The following is a 13,555-nucleotide window of genomic DNA, read 5'->3' as shown; positions in this document are numbered from 1 at the left end:
AGTGTTTTGTAGGCCCGGTAAGCGCAGCGCCACCGGGCGTGAAGGCAGGTGCGGTCTGTTGCCCTCACCCCGGCCCTCTCCCACAGGGAGAGGGAGAAAAACGGGTTACTTTTTGCGTGAAAGCTTAAACGCGATAAACAGGAACACCACCCATACCGGCAGCAGCATTGCTGAAAGCCGCATCTCATCCATGGTGCACATCAGCACCAGAATCAACGCCAGGAACGCGATACAGAGGTAGTTCCCCGCCGGATAGAGCAGCGCTTTGAACTGCGTCTCGCGCCCCTTGCGGCGCATCGCCGCGCGGAAACGCAGGTGCGCCAGGCAGATCATGATCCAGTTCAGCAGCAGCGTGGCGACAACCAGCGCCATCAGCAGGCCGAAGGCCTGTTTCGGCAGCAGGTAGTTAATTAGCACTACCAGAGACGTAATCGCGCCGGAAAGGAACAGCGAATTCACCGGCACGCCGCGGCGGCTGACGCGGGTGAGGAACTTCGGTGCGTTACCCTGTACGGAGAGGCCAAACAGCATACGGCTGTTGGAGTAGACCCCGCTGTTGTACACCGACAAAGAGGCCACCAGAATGACGAAGTTCAGTGCCGAAGCCACCACGTTGCTGTTCAGATCGTGGAAAATCATCACGAACGGGCTACTGTCGGACTTCACTTCCACCCACGGGTAAAGCGCCAGCAGCACCACCAGCGAGCCGATATAGAACAGCAGAATACGGTACACCACCTGGTTGACCGCTTTAGGAATGCTTTTGTGCGGATCGCGCGCTTCGGCCGCGGTAATGCCAATCAGCTCCAGACCGCCGAAGGAGAACATAATCACCGCCAGCGAGAGGATGAGCCCTTTCCAGCCGGTCGCCAGGAAGCCGCCGTGCTGCCACAGGTTGTCGATAGTGGCACGCTCGCCGCCGTGGCCGGAGAACAGCAGCCACAGGCCAAAGCCGATCATGCCGATAATCGCCAGCACCTTGATCAGCGCAAACCAGAACTCGGTTTCACCATACAGGCGCACGTTGACGAGGTTAACGGCGTTAATGATGATGAAGAAGGCCGCCGCCCAGATCCACGTGGGCACGTCCGGCAGCCAGTACTGCATGTAGATGCCGGCGGCGGTCAGCTCCGCCATCCCCACCAGCACGAACATCACCCAGTAGTTCCAGCCGGAGAGGAAGCCTGCGAACGGGCCCCAGTATTTATAGGCAAAGTGCGCGAAGGAGCCTGACACCGGCTCTTCAACGACCATCTCGCCGAGCTGGCGCATGATCAGGAAGGCGATAATCCCGGCGATAGCGTAACCCAGCAGAACCGCCGGGCCGGCCATCTGAATGGCGGGGCCGATGCCGAGAAACAGCCCGGTACCGATTGCGCCACCAAGGGCAATTAACTGAATATGTCGATTTTGCAAACCACGTTGCAGCGTCGGATTCTGATCCGACGAGGCTTCAGCGCGACCATGGCCTGAAGCGGATGACGCGTCTTTCACGCCCTACCCCTGTCTCTTTTTTAGAAGGGGCACGTTTTAACACTTCATGCTGGTGGTAGCAAGCTTAACGCCGGGCCAGCGCGTGCGCCCGGCGGATAAACGTCACGACCCGATAATTCCGCCGTCCGCTTTCACGATCACCACCGTGGACGATCGCGGGCGTCCGTTCGGACTGGCGTCCGGCCAGTTAGAGACGGCGCGCGGATTGGCCGGGTCGGTAATATCATCCCCGCCCTCCCCTGGGTGCTGAATGTTGATAAACAGCGTGCGGTTGTCCGGCGTAAACGCAATGCCGGTGATCTCACACCCGCGCGGCCCGGTCAGGAAACGGCGATACTCGTTGGTGCCCGGAATGGTCGCCACCATCTGGTTATTGCCCATCCCCTCATACGCTTTCTTATTGATGGTGCTGGAGGAGACGTCGGTCTGGATCCACAGGACGCCCTGATGATCGAAAGAGAGTCCATCAGGACTGCCGAATGCCGCGCCCTGCATGGAGCCTTTGGCCTTCGGATCGTCGCCGTCGGTGCGTCCGGCCATGACCAGAATATCCCACTTAAAGCGTGCGGCAGCAGGATCGGCCCCGTCTTCGTGCCAGTGCATGATATGCCCAAACACGTTGTTGGCGCGCGGGTTGGCGGCATCCACCGGCGCTTTCCCCGCTTTCCCGCGATCGCTGTTGTTGGTGAGCGTACAGTAGACGCTGCCGCTGGCGTGCGGATCGACGGCTATCCATTCGGGGCGATCCATTTTGGTCGCCCCCACCGCGTCGGCCGCCAGGCGGGTTTTAATCAGCAGATCGCCCTGGCTTTCAAACCCTTTACTCTTATCCAGGCCATTTTGCCCGAAGATCAGCGGCAGCCAGTCTCCGCTCCCGTCCTCGTTGAACCTCGCGACGTACAGCGTGCCGGAGGTCAGCAGCTGCATATTGGCTTCACGGTTCGCGGGATCGTATTTTTTGTCCGAGACAAACTTATAGATGTACTCAAACTTCTGATCGTCCCCCATGTAGACCACCACGCGGTTATCGGCGGCGAGCGTGACGGCTGCCCCCTCATGCTTGAAGCGGCCCAGGGCGGTGTGCTTGCGCGGTGTGGAGGTGGGGTCGTAGGGATCGATCTCCACGACCCAGCCGAAACGGTTGGGTTCGTTAGGAGTTTTATCGACGCTGAACCGCTCGTCCACCTCGTTCCAGCGGTAGGATTCATCGCTGTCGCTGATGCCGTAGCGTTTTTCCAGCGGATTGAGATCGGCTTTTTTGACAAAAATATCCGACCAGTTTTCCTCGCAGGTGAGATAGGTGCCCCACGGCGTGTGGCCGTTAGCGCAGTTTTGCATGGTGCCCAGCACGTGCTCCCCCTGCGGGTCGGCGGCGGTTTTCATTAAGTCCTGATGCCGCGCCGGGCCGGTCAGCTGCATCGGCGTATTGACGGTGATGCGGCGGGCATATGAAGACGGGCGTACCACCTGCCAGTCGCTGCCCGCTTTTTTCACTTCCACCACCGAGACGCCCATCGCGTTCTGCCCCTTGCGGGCCTTGTCGAGGCTCCAGTTCGCCGTACCGTCGGTAAACAGCATCCCGTTGTCGATGTATTCATGGTTCATCGCCAGCAGGCCATGCTCCGGGTTTTGCTCCCCCTGCGGCAGGCTAAACCACGCCATGCCGTCGTGGTGCATGCCCGCCTGCACGGCCTGTTCGTCCGTGGTGTTGCTGGCGTCCGGCTTAAAGGCCGGCATGTTGTTTTTGATCCCCGTCGGGTCACCCCAGCGATAGAACGGGCGGGCAATATAGCCTTCCGGCACCCTGACCGTATCTTCGGTGGAGACGTCGATGCTGGTAAAGCCCAGGGAAACCGCTTTTGCCAGCGCGGAAGGCTTCGATACCGCGGCAATGGCGTTCTCAGGTTTGATCAGAAACGGGAATGATACGGCGGCCCCCGCAACGGCCCCCATCTGGAGAAAACGGCGGCGGGAGAGGAACACCTCCGCCACCTCGGAGAATACCGGGTTTGCGCTGCGGTTAGCGATGTCGTCGCGATGTTCTTTTTTAAAAACGGATTTGAGGGGTCTGCCCATAGCGGCTTCCTGTCATTGGCCAAGAGGTAAAGTGTTGGCGACCAGTGTAAGAAGCTTTTATTACAATTTTATAACACGATGAAGGAAGGATGGGGGCATCCGTGCCCCGGATAACGAGGTGGAACGCTTAGAACTCGTAGCCAACCGAGACCTTAAAGGTTCGCGGTTCGCCCTGAGTGATGTAGGTACCGGAATCGTCCACGCTGGCCCAGTAGTTCTCATTGGTCACGTTGTCGATGCCCGCGCGCACGGTCATCTGGTTTGCGTTGTGGTTCACCGCGAAGCGATAGCGCATGCCCAGATCCAGCGTGGTGTAGCTGTCGAGCTTTTTGGTGTTCGCGAGGTCGGCATACTGCGTGCCGGAGTGGTTCACACGCGCGGTCGCTGTCAGACCGTCAACCGGCTTGATGTCGTACTCCGCGCCCAGCACGGCGTAGAAGTTCGGAATACCGATCGCATCGTTGCCCTGGTTCACGCCGTTTTTGGTTTTGGTTAGCTCCGCCTGCAGCCAGGTGGCACTGGCGTTCAGACGCATCCCGAGCATCGGCTCGCCGAAGACGTTCAGCTCCACGCCACGGTTACGCTGCTCCGCATCCAGGCCGTAGTGATTGTTAGCATCGAGGATCGCCGAGGGCATTTTAATCTCAAACAGCGCCAGAGAGCCGCCCACGCGCCCGAAGTCCGCCTTCACGCCCACTTCGTTCTGCTTAGAGTGAACGATGCCGGTGCTCTGGCCGTAGTTGGTGGCGGTGTTAGGTGCGGTTTTGCCCGGCTGCAGCGCTTCGGTGTGGTTGGCGTAGAGGGAAATTTCTTCCCACGGTTTGTAAACCACGCCGTAGGTTGGCATCCAGCGGCTGCCGTCGAAACCGTCCGCGTCGTTCTCTGCGCCGGTAATTTTGTTATACCCGCGAACGACCACTTTCTGATGGCGCGCGCCTGCGGTGAACAGCAGCTTGTCATCAAGCACGCCCAGGGTATCGCTCAGCAGCCAGCCCTGGGTGCGGGTGCGCCCGCTGGTCAGCGGATCGCTGTATTTACCGCCGGAGCCGTTGAAGTTGGTGCTGTCCGGCATCGCGACGCCGGTGTTGTGGTAAATGTTGGTGGTCGGGTTATCCTTCGTCGCCGACATTTTCCACGCGATCTTTTCATTTTTGGTCATCGCAGAATAGCCAACGTTGACCTTGTGCGAGACGAAGCCGGTGTTGAAGTTGCCGCGAATGCCCGCCATCCCGCTGACGGAATCGCTGATGCGGTTGGTATCCAGTCGGCTGACCGTCGCCTTGCCGCTCTTGTCCACCAGCTTCGGCGCGCTGTAGATCCCCTCTTCATGAGCGTGCTGCGCGCCGAGGCCGGTATAGGCGGTCCAGCTGTCGGTGATGTCATACTCGCTGCGCCACATCCCGAACTCGTTTTCGATATCGCTGTAGGCCCACTTCTGCGAGAAGTTACGATCGTTTTTCGGCGGTTCAGGCACAAAATCCACCGCCGAGATGTTGACGCTGGTCGGGCTGCCGTGGAAGGTTTTTTTCTGATAGCCCAGATCCAGCGAGGTGCGGAAGCGGTCGCCTTTGTAGTCCAGGCCGGTGGAGAGCAGCGTGGTGCGGCGGCGATCGTTCGGTACGCCGGTTTCCCCTTCACGATGCACGAGGTTCACGCGTGCGCCGAACTGGTCGTTATCGCCAAAGCGACGCCCCGCATCCAGCGTGGTGCCAATCTGGGAATCAGAGGTGTAGTCCACGCCCACTTTCGCCTGCGGCGTTTCCCCGGCATGCTTTGGCTCAAGGTTAATCATCCCGCCCACGCCCGAGCTTGCCGCGCCGTTCATCAGGGAGTTGGCCCCTTTGAAGATCTCAATGCGGTCAACCATCTGGGCATCCACCACCTGACGCGGCAGCACGCCGGAGAGGCCACCGAAGGTCATGTCGTCGCCGTCAAACTTCAGGCCGCGAATGCGGAAGGTTTCTGCGCTGTTGCCGTAACCCTGCACAAACTGCACGCCCGCGTCGTTCGCGACTACGTCAGCAATGGTTTTTGCCTGCTGATCTTCCACCAGCTTCGAGGTGTAGCTGATGATGTTGAACGGCACGTCCATGGCGTTCTGCTGGCCGAGCATCCCCATTCGCCCGCCGTTCGCCACCTGTCCGTCAAGGAAGGCCGGCACCAGCTGGTCGCCACCGGGTTTAAAGTCGCCGGCTGGTGCAGACTGCACAACGATGGTGTCTTCTTTTTTATCCTCTGCCGCCCAGGCGGAATGTGTAACCGCGCCAATGGCGAGCGCCAGCAGCGTTTTGTGCATTTTGGTGTTGTTCATCGTTAACTCGTTTGAAAGTGCGCGCAAAAATAGCCCGTGGACGGGCCTTAGAATATATTGGTTGCAATGCAAATGAGAACTATACGCATTATCCATGCTTTGGCAAGCGCAAATCTCTGCAGGATCCTGCTCAAATTAATGCGTGATAAAAGGGGATGCTCACCTTGCGATGAACCCTTTGAGATCACACGCACGGAAAATGAGGCCATTTTGGCAACCATGACGCAAATACGACACAAGGAGAAAATCAGGATGGTTTGAAACTGGCGTAAGTGCCTGTTTCTAAATGGCACGCCCTGTAGGATTCGAACCTACGACCTACGGCTTAGAAGGCCGTTGCTCTATCCAACTGAGCTAAGGGCGCACTGAGAAGAGTGAACTTCGCGGTGGTGAAACGCGAAGAATTATACGGTCAATGTCAGGTGAGTCAATGCCTTTTCCGTTTTCGGGGGCAATTACCGCTAGCCGATTGTAAATACGGCTATTTTCTCAACATTTCTCGCTGTTTCACCGTAAAATTTAGCGCTGCGAAAAGGCTTAGTTGTATTTAAGTAACGCCTGCTGTTTTCCTGCTCGTCGGCTCGTCACACTAGAGCGAGGTTTCCCGGCCGCCTGGAGGCTGACAGACAACAGGACAATGGAGTGACAGCGCAAAACCCGTTCGATACGCCCCCCCGATTACAGTTTATTTCTCAGGACATCGTCGGCATCAAACTGGAGCCTGTCGTCGCCCTCACCTCTCAGCGTCAGGTTGGCGTGGAGGTGCTTAGCATTCTGTCCGAAACGCAGCACAGCGAGGATTTTTTCCGCCATCAGTCGGCAGGCTGGTCAATGACGCTGCTTGAAGCGCAGCTTGCTGCACTAAAAAAGACGCCGCACGGTAATAACCTTTTTATTAATCTGCCGATAACCGTTATGACAGAGCCAGCGTCTTTTCAGCGGCTCATCAATCTGAAAAACACGCCGCTGAATATCGAGATTGTTGACCTCTCTGCCTTTCTGGCGTTCTCTGCCGCACAGAAACAGCGCGTCATTCAAAACCTGTCGAAACTCCGGGAACAGGGGCACAGTATATGGATGGATGACATCGACGAAACGGTCATTCAGCCGTTTTTATTTTGTCGATTACCGTTGAACGGCATCAAAATTGATAAGGGCGCATTCTGGCGTTTACGCGCCACACCCGCGCTGAGGCAGCTGGTTTCACGTTGCTTTCAGCTGGCCGGGAGCGTGCTCATCGAAGGTATTGAGACTGAACGCGATCGCACCTGGGCACTGCAGGCAGGCGCAGATCTCGGCCAGGGATATTACTGGCCGTCCTGGACATGGCCGGAGGATTAAAGAGCCATTTCCAGGAGGGAGACCATGCGAATGACAGTGCGCCGTTACCGGCGGCGGCGTACAGGAAGTGATGCACTGGGATTTACGCGCTCACCTTTTGCTCCCCCCTTTTTCGACCGGCTCGAGTTTTTGAGCCAGTCCATCAGCCAGCCCCGAAAAACCGACGCTCCGTTTATCATTCTGGTCACGGAGGATCATTTTCTGCGCACCGGTTTTCTCAATGGGCAGTTTCCCCTGAGCAGCTGTTGCGACTATATCTCGCTGGATGATGCGCTCGGCGCTCAGGCACAATGGCCTTCAGCGCGTCTGGTGGTGGATGTAGAAAGCCGTTCCACCGGGCTAATTGATCAACTGGATCAGTTAAGAAGGCATAGCCTGTATCCCCCCTTCCTGACGCCGTGGCTACTGGTCCGGGCAGATAATTATGATACCCGCCTCTTCTGCAAAGCGGCGGGGCCTTTTCACGTGCTGGAACGTCAGATGAACGCGGCAGGGCTTCAACACAGCCTGATGGATGCCCGCCCGCCGCAGGGGTCCGATAAAGACTGGTTTTCCCGCAATGAATGGCCCATTTTGCAGGAGCTTGCCCGCGGTAAGACGCTGCGTCAGATTGCCCTTCTGCAGAATCGCCCCTATAGCCGCATTATCTATCGTCTCAGCTGCATCCTGCTTAAGCTGGGGCTGAGCCATCGCCAGGAATTGTTACACCTTCTTAATAACCTCTCTGACTGCACGTTTTAACTTACGCACTAACTTCTTATTTCCTAAAGCGCTTTAGGAATTTACTTACCACGCATGTTATGAAATGGTTAAATTTTAACAATGTATTCGATTTTATAACTATTCCTAATTTATGGTTCGGAACCATGTGAAATGTCACAGAATGAACCAAAGGCAGCACTTTCCTCCATCCGTTAAGTGAATGCAGAAGGCGTTAATAAGATGATAATGATGTAAAAACAAGCAGCTTCGCTTCACTCTCCAGGAGCGGAAAGCAAAGTGAATAGCATGTTCTCCTGCGCGATGATGGCGTGACGTTGATGCGCCTTAAGCACTTTCAGATGAAGGTTTGACACCTTGCGAGGGCACTTTTTCGCCTCTTTGACCCTGGGTCACCCGCCGAATCGACGGTCTTTTTTATTAACAATTACGCAACATAAAGTGACATCTGTTATTTTTTGTTATTACATAAAGATGAAAAGATGCGGTAAATGGGATAACAGGATATTTCCGCTAAATTTAAAAACATAGCCATTAAGATCCAGAAGATAATACAAACCAATAAGCGGAGACTAATTTACAGGGTTTTCGGAAAAAACTTACTCTGTATAATAAGATGCGTACCAAATCTGAATAAGAAAAATCTTTTTGCCAACACCAGCCAAATGAGATGACCGCGCTGAGGCACTGTTCTTTTCATTACGTAAACAAGGATGCTTTCGCTCTTTCCAGGGAAATACTACGGTATAGGGATCTGCACTTTATATCCTTCCGGCATTTCGAGAGTTTTACAAAACTCTGCATAACGCTTTTAACAATCTGAGGCATTAAAAATGAAACCGGCATCCGTTATCATTATGGACGAACATCCTATCGTCAGAATGTCGATAGAGGTCCTGCTACAGAAAAATAAAAATATCACAGTCAAGCTTAAGTCTGGCGATAGCCATGAAGTTCTTGACTGTATTCGTAATCATCCTATCGATTTGGTGATCCTTGACATCGAACTTACGGGCACAGACGCCTTCGCTTTACTGAAGAGAATCAGAAACTTAAACAAAGACATCAAGATTCTGTTCCTCTCCTCTAAATCAGAGTTATTTTACGCGGGTCGTGCGATTCGCGCCGGGGCCAACGGCTTCGTCAGTAAACGAAAAGATTTGGGTGAGATCTACAACGCCGTAGAGATGATTCTGATGGGTTATTCTTTTTTCCCGTCGGAAACGCTGAATTTTATAAACCATATGGGTTCGGGAAAAGGGATGGCAGCGGATATGCCATTATCGAATCGCGAGGTCACGGTATTACGTTATCTGGCGAATGGATTATCCAATAAGGAGATTGCTGAACAGTTACTGTTAAGCAATAAGACCATCAGTGCGCACAAATCCAATATTTATTCCAAGCTTGGCGTACAAAGCATCGTGGAATTAATAGATTACGCCAAAGCACACGAGCTGCTATAACCTGAATTCACTCCCTGCAGTTTATCCGAGCTGCAGGGAGTGCGGTCAGTGCTAATTATAATTAATCATGAAGGTAGCATCCGCATCAGCCCGTCCGGGCTGAGGGTTATCGGCCGTGGCAATATAATTGGCATAAAATGATAGGGTCGCATTCCCCTGTGCATCAACCGTGACCGGCTGGCTGGCCTGCTGAAGCGCCAGACGCGTTTTATCCGCATCCCTGATCTCGACGGCGACGTGGCTCGCTGTACTGGCATCATTCAGCGCCAGCAACCCGCTATTGCTCCCGTCAGCCTTACCCGAGAACGTAATGGACGCCGCCCCGGGCGGACAGCCGGTCAGCTTCAGCGTGAATGGCATAGGCTGCGTGCGGCTCCCCGTGGTGTTGAGCTGCTTCGTGGGCCAGGTGCCCAGCGTGACCGTTTTGTCGCTATCGTTACCCTCTGCCACGCAGGTGAAATCGACAATATTGCCGTAGAGCCGAATATTAATTTCGCCCAATGCGGTTTCCGCCTGAGCCTGGGTGCAAAGCGCAAAGAGCGCCACGGTGATAAAACGGATCCCGTTTCGCATGTCTGCTCCTTAGTCGTAATCCACACGCAAATATCCGCGCGAGGTAAAGCGCCCTTCCGCTGGCTTGTTGCCCGTCACGCTCACCGGCCAGACCCGGATCCCCACCTGCGTCTGCGCGCTGTCGTCCAGGCGGAACGGAATTTTGCTCGTCAGGTTGTTAGGCGTGAGCGGCGCACCGCTCTCGTTGGCAATGATAAACCCCACATCCGGGTTATCCGACACCACCACATTATTGGAGACCTTTTCAGCCTCGACGCGCATCGTCAGCATAGCGTTTGCCTCCACGTTGGTGCATTTAATCGCGATGGTTTTGCTTTGCGATGAGACGCCCTCCGGCTTGTTACCCACGCCCGCCTTGCTGAACAGGGAGGCGCCAATGTCGCCGAAATCAAATTCAACCACATTGCCGGCGTTGATGGCGCAGCTCTGCGGCACCTGAATGGTTCCGCTGTAGCTGATGGTGTAGACCGGCGTGGTCAACGGATCGGAGGAGGTGGTGGTGACGTAAACGCGGAACATGGTGGCACGCGGGATCACCACCATATTGATAAAGCGTCGGGTCACCTTAAGACGGAAAATAAGGCTGGAATCCTGCACGCCAAACGGTTTGTTTTTTGAAACGTTCGGATGGCTCCCCATCTGGATATAGCTTTTGGGTGGATAAAACGCGCCAGCATAGCTGTCCGTGATCTTCATCGCCCCGTCCAGATAGTCGTTAAGCTTCAGATACTGATAGCCATCGCTGGTCCCGGTGATCGGGTAATCCGTCACGTAGCTGCGCTTGGTGGTATTCCCGACGGTGCCCTTCGGGCAGACGGCGTTTACCCCCACCCACTGCGATTTCTCGCTGAGGGTGACAACCTGCCCAACCTGGTTATTCGAGCTGTTGAATTTATCCGTCAGGTCGTAATGCACCTCCGTCGGCACGCCCTTTTCATTGACGCACACGGTGGCTAACGCGTTTGTCGCGGGCAGGAGTGCCAGAAGCGACAAGGCAAAGATATGGATTTTAATCACAGCGGATCCCCTTAAGTGTGATCGCCTGTTGCAGGCTCTTTTCAGGCAAGCTGTAAGGCGCACGGCACTGGGACTGCGCCCCGTTACCCCACTGGACCAGCAGTTCGCCTTCCAGCGGCAGCCCACTCAGGTAAATTTGCCCGTCATCCCCCACCATGCTGGTCACGCCGCTCTGGGTTTCGCGCACCACGGCGCCGAACGGCACCGGCTGGTTGCCGCGCGTTACCGTCAGCAGGGCGCGCACGCCAATGCGGGTATCAAAGCTGGCGCGGACCAGCGCGCCTTTGGTCGGCACCACGCTGCTCACGTTGTTTTCGATGTCGGTATTGTTGCTCATGGTATTGGTATCCAGCGCCACGCGGTTGTAGCGGTAGACGGTGGCATACGGCATGACCGCGTAGCCTCGCCAGTCGGTCTTCACGCCGGTCTGGTTTTCCACGCTGACGCCTGAAGCCCCCGGCGCCTTAATCAGCACGTTGGTATCGCCCAGCGGCTGGCTGAAGGTCACGCCGTCTGAATGGCCAACCACCCCACCGGAGAGCTGCCAGTTGAGATCGTGCTGATCGCGGGAATAGTTGTAGCCCACGCCCAGCGTGCCGTAGGTTGCCTGCCAGTTGGCGCTGGCGCTTCCGCTTGAGCCGTTGGTGCTGGCGTGTCCCTGGGTCACGCTGTAGTTCAGGTTGCGGTCCTCAAGCAGCGTGCCGCTGACGCCGGTTTGCCAGCTCGTGTCGCCATCGCTGTTTCGGCTGGCGGATGCGGTGGCATAGGCGCGATCGATCGCGCTGTCCCGGCGATAGCCCTGGCGGGTAAAGAGGCTAAACGGCACGGAGACGTTAAACGACGCGATCCGGTCGGTACCGTCGATCCCGACGGATTTGTTCCACGACCATGACAGGGAGTAGTTGATCCCCTTCACGCCCCCCGCGTAGCCCAGCTGATACCAGAGGTTCGTTTCGTCCGTCCCCCAGTAGGTTTGCTCACTCCCGGAGATATAGACCGAGCCGTAATCCCCCAGCGACTGGGAAATGTTGAGCTGGAAGCGGCCTTTTTTATTCCACGTCAGGTTGTGATAGCTCTGCACGTCCGGCACATCGTTATCGTCCTGGCTATCGGCATACTGGTAGCCCTCCATTGAGCGCCAGGCCACGTCGTCCAGGGTGTAAAACCCCTTCGTTGAGTAGCGGTAGCCCAGCAGCTGGAAGTTGGTGCCAAACCCGTTCAGCGATTTTGCATACAGAAAACGCAGGGACTGACCTTCATGTTTGCTGTCGTCCGCGAGCTGGCTGCGGGCGTGGGTGATATCGACGGAGACTGCGCCCCAGTCACCGAGGTTTTTCCCGGCACCGACGGCCACTGCGGTATAGCGTGACGCCAGCTGGGTACCGCCATAGAGCGTAAAGCCGTTAGCAAGGCCGGTAATCAGGGTGCCCTGGGCGAAGAACGGTGTATCCTGGTCGCTGTTACCGCTGCGGTAATCCCCCGCCACGAGGTCATATTTCCAGCGCCCTTCACGCTGCAGGAGCGGCACGGTGGAGTACGGCACGGTGTAGCGCTGCTGGCTGCCGTCTTTCTCTTCCACCGTGACGTCAAGGTCACCGCTGGAGGAGGTCGGGTTAAGATCGGTAATGGCGAACGCGCCAGGCTGGACGTAGCTTTGATAGATAACGTAGCCGTTCTGGCGAACCACCACTTTGGCAGGCGTACGGGCAATACCGCGTACGGTCGGCGCATAACCCTGCAGGCTGTCGGGGTACATGCTGTCAGACGAATAGAGCCGCCCGCCGCGAAAACCGACGCTGTCGAAAACGTCATTCCCGGTGTTGCTGTCGCCCAGCACCAGCTCACTTTTCAGTGGGATAACGGTGCGCTGCGCCCAGGTGCCAATATTCTGCCACTCGCTGCGCCGCTTCCCATTATTTTGCGTGTAGCGCCATGCGCCGTTGTTACGTAAACGCCAGGCACCATAGTTCAGCCCGCTCTGCAGGTTCAGGTAATAGCTGTCGTCTTCGCTTCCCCGGTTGCCCGTAAAGCTGTAGTTCACCAGCGCGGCGGGAATGCCTTCATCCCACTGTTCAGGCGGAATATAGCCGCGCGCGCTGTTTTGCATTGCCACCTGCGGCAGGCTGACGTTCAGGCGCTGTGAAGCAAAGTTAAATACCGTTTCGCTGCCGGGAATGGCCGTGGTCAATGGAACGCACGTTTCACCCTGCACCTTCGCCAGCTCGGGAAATGCGGCAACGTTGACGCCAAAGCGATCGAGCATCGCGCGCGTAATGCACGGCGACAGGCCGCCCGCCACCGGCGGCGTGTTCTCGGCCTGTTCAAAACGCACGTCCTGGGTGCCGATAAACTCATCGTTACGCCAGATATCCACGCGATAGATGCCGGGTGCCTGCTGGTGCCCCTGTTCAAAACGCGACAAATCCGCCACGCTGGCGGTGTCGTCGGATAAGAAGGCCGGGTTGAAGTAGCTTTCGCTCCAGCCAGCCTGCGGCCAGAGCGCGGCCATCAGTGCCAGTGCAACCGGGCAGTAACGTCCCTGGTGGTTTTTCATCGC

Annotated in this window: 9 protein-coding genes and 1 tRNA gene; 3 read left to right on the top strand and 7 right to left on the bottom strand. The window is 56.4% G+C overall.

The genetic code is table 11. The annotated features are described in order from the left end of the window. Positions 1–105 precede the first annotated feature (105 nt). The 4 genes from pheP to OKF39_RS06525 all read right to left on the bottom strand — a co-directional run bounded on the left by pheP (position 106) and on the right by OKF39_RS06525 (position 6,245). The gene (pheP, locus tag OKF39_RS06540) at positions 106–1,494 is read right to left on the bottom strand and encodes a phenylalanine transporter (RefSeq protein WP_047367642.1); all 1,389 of its coding nucleotides are present in this window, start codon (positions 1,492–1,494) and stop codon (positions 106–108) included. Positions 1,495–1,596: 102 nt separating this feature from the next. Then, positions 1,597–3,570 carry a PhoX family protein gene (locus OKF39_RS06535; RefSeq protein ID WP_479983595.1) on the bottom strand — a complete coding sequence of 658 codons (1,974 nt, stop codon included), beginning with the start codon at positions 3,568–3,570 and terminating at the stop codon, positions 1,597–1,599. 127 nt (positions 3,571–3,697) lie between these two features. Further along, positions 3,698–5,881 carry a TonB-dependent receptor gene (locus OKF39_RS06530; RefSeq protein ID WP_248206020.1) on the bottom strand — a complete coding sequence of 728 codons (2,184 nt, stop codon included), beginning with the start codon at positions 5,879–5,881 and terminating at the stop codon, positions 3,698–3,700. 287 nt (positions 5,882–6,168) lie between these two features. Further along, positions 6,169–6,245, bottom strand: a tRNA-Arg gene (locus tag OKF39_RS06525). A gap of 278 nt (positions 6,246–6,523) precedes the next feature. Here OKF39_RS06525 and OKF39_RS06520 point away from each other — a divergent pair. The 3 genes from OKF39_RS06520 to fimZ all read left to right on the top strand — a co-directional run bounded on the left by OKF39_RS06520 (position 6,524) and on the right by fimZ (position 9,408). After that, positions 6,524–7,222 (top strand): EAL domain-containing protein, encoded by a 699-nt coding sequence (locus OKF39_RS06520; protein WP_479983594.1) that lies wholly within the window; start codon positions 6,524–6,526, stop codon positions 7,220–7,222. Between the two features lie 24 nt (positions 7,223–7,246). Further along, positions 7,247–7,963 (top strand): helix-turn-helix transcriptional regulator, encoded by a 717-nt coding sequence (locus OKF39_RS06515; RefSeq protein WP_028012233.1) that lies wholly within the window; start codon positions 7,247–7,249, stop codon positions 7,961–7,963. 812 nt (positions 7,964–8,775) lie between these two features. Then, positions 8,776–9,408, top strand: a complete 633-nt coding sequence (fimZ, locus tag OKF39_RS06510) for a fimbria biosynthesis transcriptional regulator FimZ (protein WP_028012232.1) — start codon at positions 8,776–8,778, stop codon at positions 9,406–9,408. 51 nt (positions 9,409–9,459) lie between these two features. On the opposite strand, the gene sfmF is transcribed toward fimZ, so the two are convergent. The 3 genes from sfmF to OKF39_RS06495 are packed head-to-tail and all read right to left on the bottom strand — an operon-like array spanning position 9,460 to position 13,552. Further along, entirely contained in the window at positions 9,460–9,981 is a 522-nt protein-coding gene (gene sfmF, locus OKF39_RS06505) for a fimbria assembly protein (protein WP_028012231.1), read from the bottom strand. 9 nt (positions 9,982–9,990) lie between these two features. Further along, positions 9,991–10,998, bottom strand: a complete 1,008-nt coding sequence (fimH, locus tag OKF39_RS06500) for a type 1 fimbria D-mannose specific adhesin FimH (protein ID WP_479983593.1) — start codon at positions 10,996–10,998, stop codon at positions 9,991–9,993. Beyond that, positions 10,991–13,552, bottom strand: coding sequence for a fimbrial biogenesis usher protein (locus OKF39_RS06495; RefSeq protein WP_041911034.1), 2,562 nt, complete (start codon positions 13,550–13,552; stop codon positions 10,991–10,993). The genes fimH and OKF39_RS06495 overlap by 8 nt, the downstream gene beginning before the upstream one ends. Between the last annotated feature and the right edge of the window lie 3 nt (positions 13,553–13,555).

This window comes from Enterobacter cloacae complex sp. HYC042_NIDB (assembly GCF_056673315.1).
This window is presented reverse-complemented; position numbering and strand designations above follow the sequence as displayed.

What these genes read in the sequence shown, in the direction of transcription:
- OKF39_RS06535 (WP_479983595.1), bottom strand. Translation starts at nt 3,570, where the DNA reads ATGGGCAGACCCCTCAAATCCGTTTTTAAAAAAGAACATCGCGACGAC.
- OKF39_RS06530 (WP_248206020.1), bottom strand. Translation starts at nt 5,881, where the DNA reads ATGAACAACACCAAAATGCACAAAACGCTGCTGGCGCTCGCCATTGGC.
- OKF39_RS06515 (WP_028012233.1), top strand. Translation starts at nt 7,247, where the DNA reads ATGCGAATGACAGTGCGCCGTTACCGGCGGCGGCGTACAGGAAGTGAT.
- fimZ (WP_028012232.1), top strand. Translation starts at nt 8,776, where the DNA reads ATGAAACCGGCATCCGTTATCATTATGGACGAACATCCTATCGTCAGA.
- sfmF (WP_028012231.1), bottom strand. Translation starts at nt 9,981, where the DNA reads ATGCGAAACGGGATCCGTTTTATCACCGTGGCGCTCTTTGCGCTTTGC.
- OKF39_RS06495 (WP_041911034.1), bottom strand. Translation starts at nt 13,552, where the DNA reads ATGAAAAACCACCAGGGACGTTACTGCCCGGTTGCACTGGCACTGATG.